Origin of the sequence: Geobacillus sp. (assembly GCF_017515625.1) — a bacterium.
Lineage (GTDB): Bacteria > Bacillota > Bacilli > Bacillales > Anoxybacillaceae > Geobacillus > Geobacillus stearothermophilus.
Map to the genome: position 1 here is coordinate 1 of NZ_JAFWFM010000104.1, position 17,738 is coordinate 17,738.

A 17,738-nucleotide genomic window follows, 5' to 3' on the forward strand; every position below is an offset into this window, starting at 1 on the left:
ACAATTCATCTGAAGTCCTCCTTGGTATGGTGAGTGATGTGGTTGACACCCCTGTATCATACCAAGAGGGCTTTTTTTGATCAAGTCCCCGGAAAAGCTCCTAACGGGAATGCTCCTTTATCCTCCAGTAGCCTGCCATCCGAAGGGGGGAAGGTGACATGACAGCCGGCGAAGTACTATCGCAAAGTGAAATTGATGCGCTGCTTGCCGCGCTTTCGGCCGGAGAAATGAATGCGGAAGAACTGAAAAAAGAAGAGGAAGGCCGACGCGTCAAAACGTATGATTTCCGGCGGGCGCTCCGGTTTTCCAAAGATCAAATCCGCAGCCTGACGCGCATTCATGAGAATTTCGCCCGTCTGCTGACAACGTTTTTTTCCGCCCAGTTGCGCACATATGTGCAAATTTCGGTCGCATCGGCCGACCAAATTCCATACGAAGAATTTGTCCGCTCCATCCCAAAAATGACGATCATCAATGTCTTTGAGGTGCCGCCGCTTGGCGGGCATGTCCTTTTGGAAGTCAACCCGAACATCGCTTACGCCATGCTTGACCGGGTGATGGGCGGGCGCGGCGTCGGCATGGATAAAGTGGAGCATTTGACTGAGATTGAAACACGCATCATGTCCAATTTGTTTGACAAGGCGTTTGTCCATTGGCGCGACGCTTGGGAATCGGTGGCGGAAGTCGACCCGCTCTTTGTCGATTTTGAAGTCAATCCGCAGTTTTTGCGCATGATTGCGCCGAACGACACCGTCGTCGTCATTTCGCTCAACACGCAAATCGGCGAAGCGCGCGGCATGATGAATGTGTGCATTCCGCATGTCGTCTTGGAGCCGATTATGCCGCGGCTGTCGGTGCAGTACTGGATGCAGGCGCAAAAAAAAGAGCGTTCCCCCGAGGAAGCGAAACGGATCGAACAGCGCATCCGCGCGGCAAAATTGCCGATTATCGCTGAACTGGGAACGGCGGTCATCACGGTCAATGAATTTCTTCAACTCGAGGCCGGCGACGTCATTCAGCTCGAGCAGTCGATTCATGAGCCGCTCGTGGTCAAAATCGGCCATATTCCAAAGTTTATCGGCCAGCCGGGGAAGCGGAACAAAAAGCTGGCGGTGCAAATTTTAGCGATGATCGAGGGGGACGAAGCAGGACATGATGAATGACGGAATGTTGTCGCAAGATGAAATCGATGCTCTGTTGCGCGGAATGGACAGCCGTGACCGCGCACCGGCGCTTCACGATATTTTCACCCCGCTCGAGCAGGACGCTCTAGGGGAGATTGGCAATATTTCCTTTGGCAGCTCAGCGACGGCGCTGTCCATGTTATTGAACCAAAAAGTCGAGATTACGACACCGAACGTCTCGGTGATCGAGCGGACGCGTGTCGCGGATGAGTTCCCGCGGCCGTATATCGCCGTTCAAGTCAATTACACGGAAGGGCTTCTCGGGACCAACTTGCTGGTCATTGAGCAGCGGGACGCCGCCATTATCGCCGATTTGATGCTTGGCGGCGACGGAACGGCGCCCGACAGCGCGCTTGGGGAAATTCAGCTGAGCGCCGTGCAGGAAGCCATGAACCAAATGATGGGGTCAGCGGCGACGTCGATGTCGACTGTTTTTGGCAAGCGGGTCGAGATTTCCCCGCCGACGATCCATCTTCTTGATTTGAGCGAAGGAAAAGGTCTGGAATATTTGCCGGATGAAGACTTTTTGATTAAAGTGTCGTTCCGGCTGAAAATCGGCACGTTAATTGATTCGAACATCATGCAGCTGCTGCCCGTTGATTTTGCCAAAGAACTGGTCACCTATTTGCTTGGTGCGGCGGCAGGGGAGGAGGAAAACCGGCCTGAGCTGCCGGCCGGGGCGCCGCTGTCCGTGGAGCCGGAGCCGCAGCCCGCCTACGCCTATGCGGAGGCCGGCGCTCCTTCTTCCCCGGCGGCGAACCGTTTCCCGGAGGCGCCGGCTGAGCGCCTGGATGAAGGCAAAAGCGCAGCTGGACGGCATATTCAAGCAGCTGATTTTGCTGAGTTTGACGCCCCACCGCTTGCCGCGGCGGAGGCGCGCAATTTGGAGCTGCTGTTTGATGTGCCGCTGCAAGTGACGGTTGAACTGGGACGGACGAAACGCTCGGTGCAAGAGATTTTGCAATTGTCCACCGGGTCGATCATCGAACTTGATAAGCTGGCCGGCGAGCCGGTCGACGTTTTTGTCAACAATAAGCTGATCGCCAAAGGCGAGGTGGTCGTGATCGATGAAAACTTCGGCGTGCGCATCACCGACATTGTCAGCCAAAGCGATCGGTTAAAACGGCTAAAATAATGTGCATGGCAGGAGGTAGGGAGATATGGCAAGAGTGCTTGTTGTCGACGATGCTGCGTTTATGCGGATGATGATTAAAGACATTTTGACGAAGAATGGGCATGAGGTCGTCGCTGAAGCGGCGGACGGGAGACAGGCGGTCGAAAAATATAAGGAGACGCGCCCTGACATTGTGACGATGGATATTACGATGCCGGAGATGGATGGGATTACGGCGCTTAAAGAAATAAAAAAAATCGATAGCAACGCCAAAGTGATCATGTGTTCGGCGATGGGGCAGCAGGCGATGGTCATTGACGCCATTCAAGCCGGGGCGAAAGATTTCGTTGTCAAGCCGTTTCAGGCGGACCGCGTCATTGAAGCGATTAACAAAACGATCGGCTAGGCGATTAGAGGTGAGGGGATGTTGATGGCCATACGGCGATGGGCAGCGGGATTGCTGGCGGCAGCCATCTTGTTTGGGGCGCCGCCGGCGTCGGCTGCCCAAAGCCCGACGGTCGCCGATTGCCTGCAGCATCCGGATGCGTGCGGGCCGTCAACGCCGGCCGGGCAACAGACAAAACCGACAGCGAATCAATCGGCTGATGCGGTGTCTGCTTCCGATGTGCTCCGGCTCATCGGGGCGACCGCCTTTGTCCTCGTTCTTCTTTACGCTCTGTTAAAATGGCTTTCCCGCCGCCATTCACCTGCTTTCGGGTCAAAGGGTCTCATTGAGAATCTCGGTGGAACGAGCGTCGGGGCAAACCGCTCTGTTCAGCTCATCAAAGTCGGCAACCGGCTGCTCGTCATCGGCGTTGGCGATTCGATCCAGCTGCTGCGGGAAATCAGCAATGAAGACGAAATAAACGAACTGCTGGCGCAGCATAATGAGCGGCTCGAACGGATGGCCAGCTTCCACCCGTTTGGGTCCCGCCTTCGTGAATATTGGACAGCGAAAGCGAAACGGGGAAGCGGTCCGGCTCCGTCCTTTTCCTCACTGTTTGCCGAGGAAATGAGCCGAATGGCCAACAGGCGGAATGAGTGGCTGAAGCGGTTGAAAGAGAAAGGAACGGCTGGCGATGAATGACTTTGTCCATATGTTTAACTCGATGGCGCCCGAGCATGTCTCGACATCGGTGAAACTGCTTTTGCTTCTTACCATTTTGTCGGTTGGTCCCGGCATTTTGATCATGATGACGTGTTTTACGCGCATCGTCATCGTTTTGTCGTTCGTGCGCACGTCGCTTGGCACGCAGCAAATGCCGCCCAACCAAGTGTTGATCGGGCTGGCGCTGTTTTTGACGTTTTTCATCATGGCGCCAACATGGAAAGAGATTCACGATCAGGCGCTTGAGCCGCTGTTTGCCGAAAAAATTGATTTGGATGAGGCGTACGAACGCGCCGCTGTTCCGCTCAAGCAGTTTATGAGCCAACATACGAGACAGCAAGATTTGGCCTTGTTTTTATCATACAGCGGCGCCGGGCAGCCGAAAACGGTCAACGACATTCCGCTTACCGCGCTCGTCCCGGCGTTTGCGATCAGCGAGCTGAAAACCGCGTTTCAAATGGGCTTTATGATTTTCATCCCGTTTTTGGTCATCGATATGATCGTTGCCAGCGTCTTGATGTCGATGGGAATGATGATGCTGCCGCCGGTGATGATTTCGCTGCCGTTTAAAATTTTGCTATTTGTTCTTGTCGACGGCTGGCATTTGGTCGTCAAATCGTTGCTGCAAAGCTTTCAATAAAGATGGGTGGCGTTTATGAGTGCCGATTTTATCATCCGCCTTGCCGAACAAGGCGTCTACATCGTGTTGATCGTTTGCGGCCCGTTGCTGCTGCTGTCGCTTGTTGTCGGGCTCGTTGTCAGCATTTTTCAGGCTGCGACCCAAATTCAAGAGCAGACGCTCGCGTTTGTCCCGAAAATCGTTGCTGTCCTGCTCGGGCTCGTCTTGTTCGGGCCGTGGATGCTCTCGAAAATGGTGTCGTACGTCCATGACATTTTCGCGAATTTGGCTTCATTTATAGGCTGATCTATGATGGAACAACTATGGACGTATTTTCCCGCGTTTTTGCTCATCTTCGCCCGCACCGCTTCGTTTTTTGCGGCCATGCCGCTCTTTTCGTACCGGACGGTGCCGGCTTCGTACAAGATTGGAATGGCGTTTTTTTTCAGCTGGCTTATGTTTTTGGCAGGGCCGAAGCCGTCGCTTCCATTGGATGATGTGTATGTATTGCTCGTCGTCAAAGAGGCGCTCGTCGGGCTGGCGCTCGGCTTGATCGCGGCCATCGTCATGGCGGCTGTGCAAGTCGCCGGCGGCTTGATCGATTTTCAAATCGGGTTTGCCATCGCCAACGTCATCGATCCGCAAACCGGGGTGCAAAGCCCGTTGCTCGGGCAGTATCTTCACTCGCTGGCGCTTTTGCTGCTGCTTATGCTTGACGGGCATCATTTGCTGCTTGACGGCTTGTTTTACAGCTATCACTGGCTGCCGCTTGACCGGTGGCCGCACATTGCCGACGGGCGGGCGGCTGAGTATGCGGTGCGCACGTTCGCGGCGATGTTTGCCGCCGCTGTGCAAATGGCTGCCCCGCTTGTCGGATCGCTCTTTTTGGTCGATGTGGCGCTCGGCCTCATCGCCCGCGCCGTGCCGCAAATGAATATTTTTGCTGTCGGGTTTTCGCTCAAGACAGCGGCTGCGTTTTTCATGTTGTTTGCGGCGATCGGGGGAATGTTGACCGCGGCGCGCGAACTGCTTCAACTTATGTTTGTGTCGCTGCGCGAGTTTATGCAGCTGTTGGGAGGCGCGTAACGTGGGCGAACGGCGGCTTGATTTGCAGTTTTTCGCCGGGGAAAAGACGGAAAAGGCGACGCCGCGCAAACGGCAAGAAGTGCGGGAAAAAGGCCAGGTCGCCAAAAGCAGCGATGCGGTGGCCGCCATCGTATTGCTCGCGCTGTTTCTCGTTTTGTCGCTGGCGGGAGCGTATGAGCGGGACGGGCTGCTGCGCATGCTCGCGCGTGCGCTTTCCGATTATGCCGCCGCTCCGCTGACGATTGATTCGCTTCATGCCATCTTTCTCGACTGGCTTCGCCATGCGGCGCTTCTGTTAGCTCCATTTTTTGCTGCCGCCGTATTAGCGGCTGGGCTGGCCAACTTTTTGCAAGTCGGTGTCTTGTTTACCGTAGAGCCGCTCAAAATCGACGGAAACCGCCTCAACCCGGTGCAAGGAATAAAACGGCTTTTTTCGCTGCGCGCCATTGTCGAGCTGTTAAAATCTGTGTTAAAAGCTGGAATCATCGGTGCGGTCGTGTTTATGCTCTTGCTTGGGGGATGGGACGAGCTCACGGCGCTTGCGGCCAGGCCGCCGGCCGCCATGCTTGCCATTGTCGGCGCGCTGACGGTGAAAATGGGGCTGTATGCTGCGGCCGCGCTCTTGTTTTTGGCGTTGTTTGACTATTTGTACCAGCGGTTTGAGTTTGAACGAAACATCCGCATGTCGAAGCAAGACATTAAAGATGAATTCAAAAAGACGGAAGGCGACCCGCTCATTAAATCGCGCATTAAGCAAAGACAGCGGGAGATGGCGATGAGGCGGATGATGCAGGAGGTGCCGAATGCCGATGTTGTCATCACCAATCCCACCCATTATGCGGTAGCGCTGAAGTATGAAGATGGAAAAATGGAGGCGCCGGTTGTCGTGGCGAAAGGGGCTGACTATGTGGCGTTGAAAATAAAGGAAATTGCCAAGGCGAACGGCGTCGTGACGGTTGAAAATCGTCCGTTGGCGCAGGCGCTTTACCGGCAGACGGACGTCGGTGACATGATTCCAGAGACGTTTTTTAAGGCAGTGGCGGAAATTTTGGCGTACGTCTACCGGCTCAAACGAAAAGGGTAACAGCAAGGGGAGAAAACCATGCAAGCGCAGCTCAAAGATTTATCCGTGTTAATTATGGTTGTGCTCATCGTCGCCATGCTCGTCATTCCATTGCCGACATGGCTGCTGAGCGTTTTGATCATCATCAACATTTCCCTCGCCTTGCTCGTTTTGCTGACGGCGATGAACACGAAAGAGCCGCTTCAGTTTTCCGTTTTTCCGTCATTGCTGTTAGTGCTGACGTTGTTCCGGCTCGGGTTGAATGTCTCGACAACCCGTTCGATCTTAAGCAAGGGGGAAGCGGGCGGCGTCGTTGAGACGTTTGGGACGTTCGTCGTCGGCGGCGATGTCGTCGTCGGGTTTGTCGTGTTTTTGATTTTGGTCATTATTCAGTTCATTGTGATCACAAAAGGGGCGGAGCGTGTCTCGGAAGTGGCGGCCCGCTTTACGCTCGATGCGATGCCGGGCAAACAGATGAGCATTGACGCTGATTTGAACGCCGGCATGATCTCGGAGCAGGAAGCGCGCGAGCGGCGGGAAAAAATCGCCCAAGAGGCCGATTTTTACGGTGCGATGGACGGAGCGAGCAAATTTGTAAAAGGCGACGCCATCGCCGGCATTATTATCGTGATCATCAATATGCTGTTTGGCATGGTGATCGGCGTTGTTGAGCAAGGAATGGACATGGCGGAGGCGGCGAAGCACTATACGTTGTTGACGGTCGGCGACGGAATCGTCAGCCAGATTCCGGCGCTGTTGATTTCGACCGCGACCGGCATCATCGTCACGCGTGCGGCGTCTGACAGCAATTTAAGCGGCGACATTATGCGTCAGTTATTTGCGTTTCCGAAAATGTTGTACGTCACGGCGGGAACGATTTTCCTGCTCGGCTTGTTTACCCCGATCAACGATGCGTTGACAATGTCGATCGCCGGGCTGTTGGCATTTGGCGGCTACCGATTTGTCGAGCAGCAAAAACAGGGGGAAGCGGCTGCCGTCCAGCCGGATGAAGAAATAGCGGCGGCTGACGAATTAAAAAGTCCGGAGAGCGTGATTCAACTATTGCATGTCGACCCGATCGAGTTCGAGTTCGGTTACGCGCTTATTCCGCTTGCGGATGCCGCCCAAGGCGGCGACCTGCTTGACCGGATCGTTATGATCCGCCGTCAGCTCGCGCTTGAGCTCGGCATCATCGTTCCGGTTGTGCGCATCCGCGACAACATCCAGCTTCAGCCGAACGAATACCGAGTGAAAATTAAAGGCGAAGAGGTGGCGCGCGGCGAGCTGCTGCTTGACCATTATTTGGCGATGAGCCCCGGGATTGATGACGGATCGGTCGAAGGGATTGACACGGTTGAACCGGCGTTTGGCCTGCCGGCGAAGTGGATCTCCGAGGCGGCCAAAGACCGCGCGGAAATGCTCGGCTATACGGTGGTCGATCCGCCGTCGGTCGTTTCGACGCATTTGACGGAAGTGCTCAAGGCCCACGCCCATGAACTGCTTGGGCGCCAAGAAACGAAACAGTTGATCGATCATTTGAAAGAGTCGCACCCCGTGCTGGTTGAGGATGTCACACCGAATCCGCTGCCGGTCGGGGATGTCCAAAAAGTGCTTGCCAAGCTGCTGAAAGAGAACGTGTCGATCCGCAATTTGCCGCTTATCTTTGAGGCGCTTGCCGACTTTGCCCGCCTGACCGCCGACACCGACTTGTTGACGGAATACGTCCGCCAGGCGCTGGCGCGGCAAATCACGAAGCAGTACGCCGTGCCGGGCGAACCGCTGCGTGTCATTACGCTTTCGGGCAAGGCGGAAAAAACGATTGCCGATGCGGTGCAGCAAACGGAGCACGGACGCTATTTGGCGCTTGATCCGGCGCGGGCGCAGGCGCTTGTCGAGGCGGTGGCGGCGGCGCTCGACCGCCACCCGTTCGCCGGCCAAACGCCGATCTTGCTCTGTTCTCCGGCGGTGCGCATGTATGTCCGGCAGCTGACGGAGCGCCATTTTCCGTCAATCCCGGTGCTGTCGTACAACGAGCTCGAAGCTGACGTCGAAGTTCAAAGCGTGGGGATGGTGGAAATCGAATGAAAGTGAAAAAATTTGTCGCCCCGTCGATGAACGAAGCGATGAAAATGGTCCGAGCCGAGCTCGGCCGCGATGCCGTCATTTTGCACTCGAAGGAGATTCAAACGGGCGGACTGTTCGGCTTGTTTGCCAAAAAGAAGATTGAGGTGCTGGCCGGCATCGATCCCGATCCACTGCCGCGCCGCGCGTCAGAGGCGAAGGCCCCCGCTTCTTCACGGCCGGCGGGGCGGGAGGAAGCGGACGGTTTGTTGGCCGCCGAGCTTCGGGAAGTGAAAGCGCTCGTCCGTCAAATGGCCGGACGGACGTCGTCGCTGTTGTACCCGCCGCCGCTTATGGATGCGGAGCGGCGGCTGCTGCAGCAAGGCCTCGCCGATGGCTACATCCGCCAAGTGATGGACCGCCTGCTTGAGCGATGGTATGCGGACAAAAAAGAGAGATCCGCTGCTGCAGTTGCCGGCTGGGCGAAAGAAGCGGTGCGCGATCTTCTTTCGCCGCTCCCGTTCGCTGAAACGGCAGGAACGAAAAAATATCGCCTGCTGCTTGGCCCGACCGGAGTTGGAAAAACGACGACGCTTGCCAAAATGGCGGGGCGCGCGGTGCTTGAACATGAAAAAAAAGTCGGATTTATCACGACCGATACGTACCGGATCGCCGCGATCGACCAGTTGAAGACATATGCGCACATTTTGCAGGCTCCGCTCGAGGTGTGCTACAACGCCGATGACTTTCGGGCGGCTAAGCAGCGCCTGGCCGATTGCGACGTTGTGTTCATTGATACGGCCGGCCGCAATTTCCGCAACCCGCACTATGTTGCCGAGCTCCAGCAAACGATCGAGTTTGACAGCGAGACGGAAACGTTTCTCGTGTTCGCCGCCACCGGAAAATACAATGATATGAAAGCCATTTATGATCGCTTTTCCGTCCTCCCGATTGACCGGCTGATCGTGACGAAGCTTGATGAGACCGATACGTACGGCGCGGTCGTCAATTTTCTGCTCGAGAGCCGGGTTGGCGTTGCCTATTTAACGAATGGGCAAAACGTGCCGGACGATATGGTGGAAGCGTCAGCCGACCGGTTTGTCCATCTGTTGTTTGGAGCGGATCGATGGTGAGAGACCAGGCGGAACGGCTTCGCCGCGCGTTAAGCCGTCCACGGCGTCCGGCTTCGCCGCGGACGATCGCGGTGGCGAGCGGAAAAGGCGGAGTCGGCAAATCGAACCTTTCGCTCAATCTTTCCGTATCGCTCTCTGAACTCGGGTTTCGCGTCCTGTTGCTCGATATGGACGTCGGCATGGGCAATATCGACATTTTGCTCGGTCAATCGTCGCCGCTTACATTGGCGGATTGGTTTTCCACTCGGCTGCCCCTTTCGGACATCGTCAAAAGCGGGCCGGGGCAACTATCATATATCGCCGGGGGGACGGGCGTTGCGCAATGGCGGACGTTGGATATGGCGGGCATCGACTATTTTTTGGCTGAACTGCAGGCCATTGCCTCGCGCTATGATTATCTCATTTTTGATATGGGGGCGGGGGCATCGGAAGAGCGTCTTTATTTTTTAAAGTCGGTCGACGATGTGTTCATCGTCACGACGCCGGAACCGACTGCGGTGACGGACGCCTATGCCATGATGAAATACATGCATGCCGCCGGCAGCGAAGCGCCGTTTTCGATCATTGTCAACCGCACGAGCTGCGGGCAAGAAGGGTATGGCGTCTTTCAGCGGCTGAAAGATGCGGCGGCGCGCTTTTTAAACAAACCGATTGCCCTGCTCGGCATTGTGCCGGAAGACCGGGTTGTCGCCCGCGCGGTCGTCAGCCAGATGCCGTTTGTCCTGCTTGACCCGAAGGCGAAGGCGAGCCAGGCTGTCCGCCAAATGGCTTGGCGCTATGCGATGGGCAGAGAGGGCGAGCCGGCGCCGCCGGGTCAAATCCCCCGCTTTTTTGCGATGCTGCGCCAATTTTTGCTAGAAAGGTAGAGACGGAACATGAAGACGATCAAGGTGCTTGTCGTCGATGACTCGGCGTTTATGCGCAAATGGATCAGCGACTTTTTGTCCGAGCACCCACGCCTCGAAGTCGTCGGGACGGCTCGCAATGGCCAAGAGGCGCTCGACAAAATCGCCCTCTTGCGCCCGGATGTCGTCACGCTTGATGTCGAAATGCCGGTTATGAATGGGCTCGAAACGTTGCGGCGCATCATGCACAAGCAGCCGCTGCCGGTCGTCATGGTGTCGAGCACGACGAGGGAAGGGGCGGAAAACACGATCACCGCCATGCAATACGGGGCGGTGGATTTTGTCGCCAAGCCGTCTGGCACGATTTCGCTTGATTTATACAAAGTAAAAGATGAGCTGATCCGCAAAGTGCTGCACGCAAGCGAGGCGAATGTAAGGGCGCTCGCCGCCCACCGCCCGGCGCTTGCCGCCCGGCGCCCGCCGGCCCAAACGGCGCACAGCCAAAAAACGGTCGTCGCCATCGGCACGTCGACAGGCGGTCCGCGCGCCTTGGAAACGGTGTTGGCGCAGCTGACTCCTGATTTTGCCGCTCCGGTCGTCATCGTTCAGCATATGCCGAAAGGGTTTACGAAATCGCTTGCCGACCGGCTCAACGCACTGGCGGCGATCACGATCAAAGAGGCGGAAGACGGGGAACTGTTGCGAAATGGCACCGCCTATATCGCCCCGGGCGGCGTCCATCTCATCGTTCGCGAAGAAGGCGGCGCACTTAAAGCCCGTTTCGACGAATCGCCGCCGCGCGCCGGCCATCGTCCGGCTGTTGACGTGTTGTTCGAGTCGCTCGCTGCCATTCGCCGCTGTCGGAAAATCGCGGTGATCATGACCGGGATGGGAAGCGACGGAACAGCGGGGGTGAAAAAGCTGAAGGAAAGCGGGAACACAAAAGCGATCGCGGAAGCGCGCGAGACAGCCGTTATCTTTGGGATGCCAAGAGCGGCGATCGAGGCTGGCGTCGTTGATGTCATCGTTCCGCTTGACAGCATCGCCGCTGCCATCGTCCAATTGATCGGGGAGTGAGGGGGAAACGGCATGGACATGAGCCAATATTTGGATTTATTTATTGATGAAAGCAAAGAGCATTTGCAGGCGATCAACGAGCGGCTGTTGGAACTTGAAAAAACTCCGGAGGACATGTCTGTGGTGAATGATATTTTCCGTTCGGCCCATACGTTGAAAGGCATGTCCGCCACGATGGGGTTTGAAGATTTAGCCAATTTGACGCACCAAATGGAAAACGTGCTCGATGGCATCCGCAATCGGCGGCTTTCTGTTACCCCGGAATTGCTTGACGTCATTTTTGAGGCCGTCGACCATTTGGAGGCGATGATCAGTTCCATCGCTGCAGGCGGCGACGGAACGCGCGATGTAAGGAGAACAGTCGAACAGCTGAAACGAATCGAGCAAGGGGAGATGCCGAACAAGCAGGCAGCAAGAGAAGAACCGCCCCTTGAACATGCGTATGGGGAATTTGAATACTATGTGCTCGAGCAGGCGAAGGAGCAGGGATTTTCCGTCTACGAAATCCGCGTTCGGCTTCGCGATGATTGCTTGTTGAAAGCAGCGCGCGTCTATATGGTGTTTGAACAGCTGAATGAAGTCGGAGAAATTGTGAAAGCAATGCCGCCGGTCGAGATGCTGGAGGAAGAACAGTTTGACCGGGAGTTTCTCGTTACGGTCGTATCCAAAGCGCCAGCCGATGAGTTGCAAAAGCGGCTGATGGGCATTTCGGAAATTGATGACGTCAAGGTGTCTATGCTATCGAGCAATGAACCGTCGGCAGAAAGCGAGAAAGCGTCTGCGCCCCAACAACCGGCCGCTATGGAGCAGGCGGAGGCCGTTCAGGCCGAAGCGGAGGCGCCGGAAAAACAAACAGCGAAACAGGCGACGAAAACGATCCGCGTCAATATTGAACGGCTCGATATGCTGATGAACTTATTTGAAGAGCTTGTCGTCGACCGCGGGCGGCTTGAGCAAATTTCCCGCGAGCTGAACCATGCCGAATTGACGGAAACGGTCGAGCGGATGTCTCGCATCTCGAGTGATTTGCAGACGATCATTTTAAATATGCGCATGGTGCCGGTGGAAACGGTGTTTAACCGCTTTCCGCGCATGGTGCGCCAGCTCGCCCGCGAGCTCGGCAAAAAAGTGCGTCTTGATGTGATCGGGGCGGAAACGGAGCTTGACCGGACGGTCATTGATGAAATCGGCGATCCGCTTGTCCATTTGCTCCGCAATGCGCTTGATCATGGCATTGAAGCGCCGGACGTCCGGGCGGCGCGCGGAAAGCCGGAGGAAGGGACGATCCAATTGCGCGCCTACCATAGCGGCAACCATGTCTTTATTGAAATCGAGGATGATGGCGCCGGTATTTCTAGGGAAAAAGTGCTGAAAAAGGCGATCAGCCGCGGCATCGTTTCGCCCGAGGAGGCTGAGCATTTAACCGATGAGCAAGTGTATGAGCTTATTTTTGCTCCCGGGTTTTCCACTGCCGATCATATTTCCGACATTTCCGGGCGCGGCGTCGGCTTAGATGTCGTCAAAAGCACCATCGAGTCGCTCGGCGGCACGGTGGCCGTCGATTCCCGTCCTGGCCAAGGGTCGCTGTTTTCCATTCAGCTGCCGCTCACGTTGTCGATCATTTCGGTGCTGCTTGTGCAAATTGCGGCGGAAACGTATGCCATCCCGCTGTCATCGATTATGGAGACGGCGCTCATTAGGAAAGAAGACGTGTTCTATGTCCATAACCAGCCGGTCATCGATTTCCGCGGCAAAGTTGTGCCGCTCGCCCGGCTGAAGGACGTGTTCGCTGTGCCGGGCGCGTCGGATGACAGCGAGACGGTGCCGGCTGTCATCGTGTGAAAAGGGGAAAAGCTGGCGGCGTTGGCGGTCGACTCGTTTATCGGCCAGCAAGAAGTCGTGTTGAAGTCGCTCGGCAACTATTTATCTTCTGTTTTCGCCATTTCAGGGGCGACGATTTTGGGAGACGGCCGGGTGGCGCTCATTATTGACTGCAACGCGCTTGTCAAATAGAAAGCCGACTGTATGCCGGCGGAGCTGGAAAAAGGCCGCGGGCGGACGCGGCCTTTTCGTTGGCGGCGCCGGGCGAGGAAGCTGAACAGAAAAAGGGGGAAGCGACCGATGAGCATGAGCGTGCAGACGGATTGGAAAGTGATTGCATTTCGCCTGCAAGAGGAAGAATATGCCTTGCCGGTGCAATACGTTCGTTCCATTGAAAAAATACAGCCGATTACGCGCGTGCCGGGAACGGCTCCTTATGTCAAAGGAGTCATCAACTTACGCGGGGTCGTCACGCCGATTATCGATTTGCGCGAGCGGTTCGGGTTTGCGCCCGAACCATACTGGGAGCAGACGCGGATGATTATCGCCGCCTTTGGGGATATCGAAGTCGGGTTGATCGTCGATGCGGCCAACGATGTTCTCGACATTCCGGCAGCGAGCATTGAGCCGCCCGAGGCGATCGGCGCCATAGGGGCTGCTTACATTTGCGGAGTGGCGAAAGTCGAGAAGCGTCTCCTCATTTTGCTCGATTTGGCAAGTGTCTTAAGTGAATAAAACGGAGAGAGGGGCGTTTGCGGTTGGACGACATTCGCAACTTAACAGGGACACACATTGATATTTTGCGCGAAATGGGCAACATCGGGGCCGGCAACGCGGCGACCGCTTTGTCCATGCTGCTCAACAAAAAAATCGAAATGGCTGTGCCGCGCGTCCAAATTGCGACATTTGCCGAGATGATGGAGCTGATCGGCGGTCCGGAGCAAGTGGTGGCATGCGTCTATTTGCGCGTCGAAGGCGAAGCGCCGGGAAACATGTTTTTCGTGCTGCCGCCGGACCAGGCCGAGAAGTTTGTCCGCCGAATGACGGGCGATGGCTCGTTTTCGTTCCAAGGCGAAGCCCATGAGCTCGGGCGGTCGGCGCTGCAGGAACTTGGCAACATTTTGGCCGGCTCATACTTGTCGGCGCTCGCCGATTTCACCCGGTTAAACTTGCATCCGTCCGTGCCGGCGCTGGCGATCGATATGATCGGAGCGGTGCTGTCGTTTGGCTTGCTTGAGCTGTCGCGCGTCGGCGATTGCGCCATTTTGATCGATACAGCTATTTACGATGACCGGCGGCCAAATGAGAGCATTAACGGCCATTTCTTCCTTCTTCCTGACCCAGAATCATTTTCCATTATTTTTCGAGCGTTAGGTGTGGAGGGGTGATGAAGACGGCAGAAGCAGTGAAGGTTGGCATTGCCGAAATGGAAGTTGTCGTGGCGCCGAACGTCATCCGCACATGCGGGCTCGGGTCGTGCGTGGGCGTCGTCATTTATGACAGCGGAAAAGCGGTTGCCGGTATGGCGCACGTGATGCTGCCGCATTCATCGATGGCGCGCGGGGGAGTTGTCAATGCCGCCAAATACGCTGATACAGTGGTGGAAGCGCTTTGTAAGCTCGTCTTGGCCGCCGGAGGACGGAAGGGCATGCTCAAAGCGAAGTTGGCCGGAGGGGCGCAAATGTTCTCGTTTTCCGCAGCTGGCGGGGACATGATGCGTATCGGCGCCCGCAACGTTGAGGAAGTGAAAAGGCAGCTTGAACGGCTTCATATCCCGATTGTGGCCGAAGATGTCGGGGGCCATAGCGGCCGCACAATCGAGTTTAACCCGCAGACGGGCGTGCTGGCCATCCGCACGGCGTGCCAGGACATAAAAGAAATATGATGGAACGATATGTGGTTTCCGCGAGGCGAGGGGGAGAATGATGGGGAGCGCGCTAAAAGGTGAAGAACGGAAATATTGGGACGACTGGGTCAACGGCCGCGACCACCGCGCGGCTGAAGAGCTCGTGCAGCGCTATATGCCGCTTGTTTCCTACCATGTGCAGCGGCTTTCGGCGACGCTGCCGAGTTCTGTGCCAAAGGATGAGTTGATCAGTCTTGGGCTCCTCGGGTTGTACGATGCGATTGAAAAGTTTGACCCATCGCGCGATTTGAAATTCGATACGTATGCATCGTTCCGCATCCGCGGCGCGATATTGGACGGTTTGCGCAAAGAAGACTGGCTGCCGCGCAGTGTGCGCGACAAGGCGAAAAAAATCGAGGAAGCGGCCGAACGGCTGGAGCAGCAGTATATGCGATCGGTGACAGCGAAGGAAATTGCGGCTGAACTTGGCATGACGGAAGCGGAAGTGCAGGCGGCGGCCAGCGACACGTTTTGGTCGCTTTGGTTGCCGCTTGGACAAGGAGAGGCTGAAGACGAAGATGAGCCGCTGGCGATTCGGGACGACCGCGCCCTGCTCCCGGAAGAGGAAGCCATTAAGCGGGAAATGATCGACCAGTTGGCGGAAGGCATTCGACGGTTGAATGAAAAAGAGCAGCTCGTCATCAGTTGTTTTACAAAGAAGAGCTGACGTTTACGGAAATCGGAAGTCTTTTGCAGCTGTCCACATCAAGAATTTCGCAAATTCATGCCAAAGCGCTGTGGAAATTGCGCCGCTTTTTAAGCGGGGATTCATGAGGCGAAAGGAAGCGGGAAGATGGACATCCAATTGCCGATGCTGCAAAGCGTCATGCCGAAGGCGCCTGAAGCCGCGTCCAAGCACGCCTTGGCGCAGCAGCACCCTCATGTTGTGCAGGCGCAGCGGGCAGCCGCGGAGGAAAAACGAGCGGAGCAGGCGCGCCGCCAAGTGACGGGAAAACGGGCGGGAGACGCGCTCCGTTTTGGGAGTCATCCTTATAAAGGAAAAACAATCGACATCAAAGGATAGTGAACAACGATGGAGGCATTTTGGCTGACTGTCAGCTTGTTGCTGCACGCGTTTTCGTTTTGGTTGATCATCCTGCTTTACACGCGCTTGTCGCGGCTAAGCGAAGAGGAAGCAAGAGCCAAGAGGCGGGCTGAGGAGCTTGAGGAGGCGATGGCGGCCCATCTCGTGGCATGGAAAGAGGAAAATGAGCGCTTTTTGGCCGAGTTGGATGCGCTGCTTAGCGCGAAACCGGCCGCCGCGGCGGACAAGCGGACGCCGGCTCCCGTCAAGAGCCGCCTGCCTCAGCAGTCAGAGCCCAGCAATGAGAAAGAGAGCAGGCTGGTAAACGGAGCGGGCAGCGAAAACAGGCCGGGTCGGAAACAAACTGCATCGGAGCGGCCGGAGCTGGGGCGAAGCGGCCGGGTTGAACAAATGGACGCTATGGACGCGCTGTCGGACTATTTTCCCGATGTTGACGCCATCGAAGATGTAGTCGACTTTTCGCCGCCATCCGCCCATGCCGCCGCCATCGCCCGCCGTCTCGAAGCCGAAGGGATGACGGTCGAAGAAATCGCGAAGAAGCTCGGAAAAGGAAAAACAGAAGTCGAACTGCTGCTCAAATTTGGCCGAAAAAACGGCCGAATGGGCGAACAATAGCTTGATTTCCTGCCGGCGGTTATGATATATTTTTACATGGTGTGAATACACACGCCTGATGATTTCAGCAACGGTGCTGGCAACGCCAGTCTTGCTGAAGGATGAGGCAGGCGGAGGCACAAAAACCACAAGGAAACAGGAGGAGCATGCATGTCAGTCATTTCAATGAAGCAATTGCTTGAAGCTGGCGTCCATTTCGGACATCAGACGCGCCGTTGGAACCCGAAAATGAAAAAATACATTTTCACGGAGCGCAACGGCATTTATATTATCGACTTGCAAAAAACGGTGAAAAAAGTCGAGGAAGCATACAACTTCGTCCGCGAACTGGCGGCGAACGGCGGCAAAATTTTGTTCGTCGGCACGAAAAAACAAGCGCAAGAATCCGTGAAAGAAGAAGCCGAACGCTGCGGCATGTTTTATGTCAACCAACGCTGGCTTGGCGGCACGCTGACAAACTTTGCAACGATCCAAAAGCGGATCAAGCGGTTGCGCGAAATTGAAAAAATGGAAGAAGATGGCGTATTTGACGTTCTTCCGAAAAAAGAAGTCATCGGTTTGAAAAAAGAAAAAGAGCGGCTTGAGAAATTTTTAGGCGGCATTAAAGACATGAAAGAACTGCCGGATGCGCTGTTTGTCATCGACCCGCGCAAAGAACGGATTGCAGTGGCGGAAGCGCGCAAGTTGAACATCCCGATCATCGGCATTGTCGACACGAACTGCAATCCGGATGAGATCGACTACGTCATTCCGGCGAACGACGACGCCATCCGCGCCGTCAAACTGTTGACGTCGAAAATCGCCGATGCGGTGCTTGAGGCGAAACAAGGCGAAGAAGCCGCTGTGGCAGCAGAGTAAGGCAAGGTAGAGGAAAGGTGATAAGAGGGGAAAGCCTTTTATCACCTTTTTTTAGACAAAAGTCAGCAACTTTTGGCTATACTAACGAATAAGGGCAAAATGGGCATCCGTTGCCGGCATCGATACATATATGCGATCAAAAGAAGGAGGATTTATTCATGGCAATTACAGCACAAATGGTCAAAGAGCTGCGCGAAAAAACG

General features: G+C 55.7%; 18 protein-coding genes and 2 pseudogenes. All 20 read left to right on the forward strand.

The genetic code is table 11. The annotated features are described in order from the left end of the window. Positions 1-158: 158 nt before the first annotated feature. The 20 genes and pseudogenes from fliM to rpsB all read left to right on the forward strand — a co-directional run bounded on the left by fliM (position 159) and on the right by rpsB (position 17,535). Positions 159-1,163, forward strand: a complete 1,005-nt coding sequence (gene fliM, locus IKE44_RS06425) for a flagellar motor switch protein FliM (protein WP_049624598.1) — start codon at positions 159-161, stop codon at positions 1,161-1,163. Next, complete coding sequence (gene fliY, locus IKE44_RS06430) at positions 1,153-2,319, forward strand: flagellar motor switch phosphatase FliY (RefSeq protein WP_049624599.1); 1,167 nt, start codon at positions 1,153-1,155, stop codon at positions 2,317-2,319. The genes fliM and fliY overlap by 11 nt, the downstream gene beginning before the upstream one ends. Before the next feature lie 25 nt (positions 2,320-2,344). Next, entirely contained in the window at positions 2,345-2,704 is a 360-nt protein-coding gene (locus IKE44_RS06435; protein ID WP_033008120.1) for a response regulator, read from the forward strand. Between the two features lie 24 nt (positions 2,705-2,728). Then, positions 2,729-3,385, forward strand: coding sequence for a flagella biosynthesis regulatory protein FliZ (gene fliZ, locus IKE44_RS06440; RefSeq protein ID WP_049624600.1), 657 nt, complete (start codon positions 2,729-2,731; stop codon positions 3,383-3,385). Further along, on the forward strand, positions 3,378-4,046 hold the full coding sequence (gene fliP, locus IKE44_RS06445; RefSeq protein ID WP_049624601.1) for a flagellar type III secretion system pore protein FliP: 669 nt from the start codon (positions 3,378-3,380) through the stop codon (positions 4,044-4,046). The genes fliZ and fliP overlap by 8 nt, the downstream gene beginning before the upstream one ends. Before the next feature lie 15 nt (positions 4,047-4,061). Further along, positions 4,062-4,331: a flagellar biosynthesis protein FliQ gene (gene fliQ, locus IKE44_RS06450; protein ID WP_033015981.1), complete on the forward strand. Its 270-nt coding sequence runs from the start codon at positions 4,062-4,064 to the stop codon at positions 4,329-4,331. Positions 4,332-4,337: 6 nt separating this feature from the next. Further along, positions 4,338-5,111 (forward strand): flagellar biosynthetic protein FliR, encoded by a 774-nt coding sequence (gene fliR / locus IKE44_RS06455; RefSeq protein ID WP_049624602.1) that lies wholly within the window; start codon positions 4,338-4,340, stop codon positions 5,109-5,111. Between the two features lies 1 nt (position 5,112). Beyond that, positions 5,113-6,195 carry a flagellar biosynthesis protein FlhB gene (flhB, locus tag IKE44_RS06460; protein WP_049624603.1) on the forward strand — a complete coding sequence of 361 codons (1,083 nt, stop codon included), beginning with the start codon at positions 5,113-5,115 and terminating at the stop codon, positions 6,193-6,195. Between the two features lie 18 nt (positions 6,196-6,213). Beyond that, positions 6,214-8,259: a flagellar biosynthesis protein FlhA gene (flhA, locus tag IKE44_RS06465; RefSeq protein WP_287465368.1), complete on the forward strand. Its 2,046-nt coding sequence runs from the start codon at positions 6,214-6,216 to the stop codon at positions 8,257-8,259. Then, positions 8,256-9,368, forward strand: coding sequence for a flagellar biosynthesis GTPase FlhF (gene flhF / locus IKE44_RS06470; RefSeq protein WP_033015974.1), 1,113 nt, complete (start codon positions 8,256-8,258; stop codon positions 9,366-9,368). The genes flhA and flhF overlap by 4 nt, the downstream gene beginning before the upstream one ends. After that, the gene (locus IKE44_RS06475; protein ID WP_049624605.1) at positions 9,362-10,234 is read left to right on the forward strand and encodes a MinD/ParA family protein; all 873 of its coding nucleotides are present in this window, start codon (positions 9,362-9,364) and stop codon (positions 10,232-10,234) included. The genes flhF and IKE44_RS06475 overlap by 7 nt, the downstream gene beginning before the upstream one ends. 9 nt (positions 10,235-10,243) lie before the next feature. Beyond that, positions 10,244-11,290 (forward strand): protein-glutamate methylesterase/protein-glutamine glutaminase, encoded by a 1,047-nt coding sequence (locus tag IKE44_RS06480; RefSeq protein ID WP_049624606.1) that lies wholly within the window; start codon positions 10,244-10,246, stop codon positions 11,288-11,290. Between the two features lie 12 nt (positions 11,291-11,302). Next, positions 11,303-13,303 (forward strand): annotated as a pseudogene (locus tag IKE44_RS06485) (chemotaxis protein CheA). Positions 13,304-13,411: 108 nt separating this feature from the next. Next, positions 13,412-13,846: a chemotaxis protein CheW gene (locus IKE44_RS06490; protein ID WP_049624616.1), complete on the forward strand. Its 435-nt coding sequence runs from the start codon at positions 13,412-13,414 to the stop codon at positions 13,844-13,846. Between the two features lie 23 nt (positions 13,847-13,869). Then, a complete protein-coding gene (locus IKE44_RS06495) occupies positions 13,870-14,499 on the forward strand; it encodes a chemotaxis protein CheC (protein ID WP_033016884.1) in 630 nt (209 codons plus the stop codon). Continuing rightward, positions 14,499-14,996 carry a chemotaxis protein CheD gene (locus IKE44_RS06500; RefSeq protein WP_287465375.1) on the forward strand — a complete coding sequence of 166 codons (498 nt, stop codon included), beginning with the start codon at positions 14,499-14,501 and terminating at the stop codon, positions 14,994-14,996. The genes IKE44_RS06495 and IKE44_RS06500 overlap by 1 nt, the downstream gene beginning before the upstream one ends. Positions 14,997-15,036: 40 nt before the next feature. After that, positions 15,037-15,791: pseudogene (locus IKE44_RS06505) on the forward strand (FliA/WhiG family RNA polymerase sigma factor). A 19-nt stretch (positions 15,792-15,810) separates the two neighbouring features. Continuing rightward, the gene (locus IKE44_RS06510; protein ID WP_033016878.1) at positions 15,811-16,041 is read left to right on the forward strand and encodes a hypothetical protein; all 231 of its coding nucleotides are present in this window, start codon (positions 15,811-15,813) and stop codon (positions 16,039-16,041) included. Between the two features lie 9 nt (positions 16,042-16,050). Further along, entirely contained in the window at positions 16,051-16,677 is a 627-nt protein-coding gene (locus IKE44_RS06515; protein WP_287465371.1) for a hypothetical protein, read from the forward strand. Positions 16,678-16,827: 150 nt separating this feature from the next. Beyond that, the gene (gene rpsB, locus IKE44_RS06520) at positions 16,828-17,535 is read left to right on the forward strand and encodes a 30S ribosomal protein S2 (RefSeq protein WP_287465373.1); all 708 of its coding nucleotides are present in this window, start codon (positions 16,828-16,830) and stop codon (positions 17,533-17,535) included. Positions 17,536-17,738: the final 203 nt, after the last annotated feature.

Coding starts and splice junctions, on each gene's coding strand:
- fliM (WP_049624598.1), top strand. CDS start 159: ATGACAGCCGGCGAAGTACTATCGCAAAGTGAAATTGATGCGCTGCTT.
- fliY (WP_049624599.1), top strand. CDS start 1,153: ATGATGAATGACGGAATGTTGTCGCAAGATGAAATCGATGCTCTGTTG.
- IKE44_RS06435 (WP_033008120.1), top strand. CDS start 2,345: ATGGCAAGAGTGCTTGTTGTCGACGATGCTGCGTTTATGCGGATGATG.
- fliZ (WP_049624600.1), top strand. CDS start 2,729: ATGGCCATACGGCGATGGGCAGCGGGATTGCTGGCGGCAGCCATCTTG.
- fliP (WP_049624601.1), top strand. CDS start 3,378: ATGAATGACTTTGTCCATATGTTTAACTCGATGGCGCCCGAGCATGTC.
- fliQ (WP_033015981.1), top strand. CDS start 4,062: ATGAGTGCCGATTTTATCATCCGCCTTGCCGAACAAGGCGTCTACATC.
- fliR (WP_049624602.1), top strand. CDS start 4,338: ATGGAACAACTATGGACGTATTTTCCCGCGTTTTTGCTCATCTTCGCC.
- flhA (WP_287465368.1), top strand. CDS start 6,214: ATGCAAGCGCAGCTCAAAGATTTATCCGTGTTAATTATGGTTGTGCTC.
- flhF (WP_033015974.1), top strand. CDS start 8,256: ATGAAAGTGAAAAAATTTGTCGCCCCGTCGATGAACGAAGCGATGAAA.
- IKE44_RS06475 (WP_049624605.1), top strand. CDS start 9,362: ATGGTGAGAGACCAGGCGGAACGGCTTCGCCGCGCGTTAAGCCGTCCA.
- IKE44_RS06480 (WP_049624606.1), top strand. CDS start 10,244: ATGAAGACGATCAAGGTGCTTGTCGTCGATGACTCGGCGTTTATGCGC.
- IKE44_RS06490 (WP_049624616.1), top strand. CDS start 13,412: ATGAGCATGAGCGTGCAGACGGATTGGAAAGTGATTGCATTTCGCCTG.
- IKE44_RS06500 (WP_287465375.1), top strand. CDS start 14,499: ATGAAGACGGCAGAAGCAGTGAAGGTTGGCATTGCCGAAATGGAAGTT.
- IKE44_RS06510 (WP_033016878.1), top strand. CDS start 15,811: ATGGACATCCAATTGCCGATGCTGCAAAGCGTCATGCCGAAGGCGCCT.
- IKE44_RS06515 (WP_287465371.1), top strand. CDS start 16,051: ATGGAGGCATTTTGGCTGACTGTCAGCTTGTTGCTGCACGCGTTTTCG.
- rpsB (WP_287465373.1), top strand. CDS start 16,828: ATGTCAGTCATTTCAATGAAGCAATTGCTTGAAGCTGGCGTCCATTTC.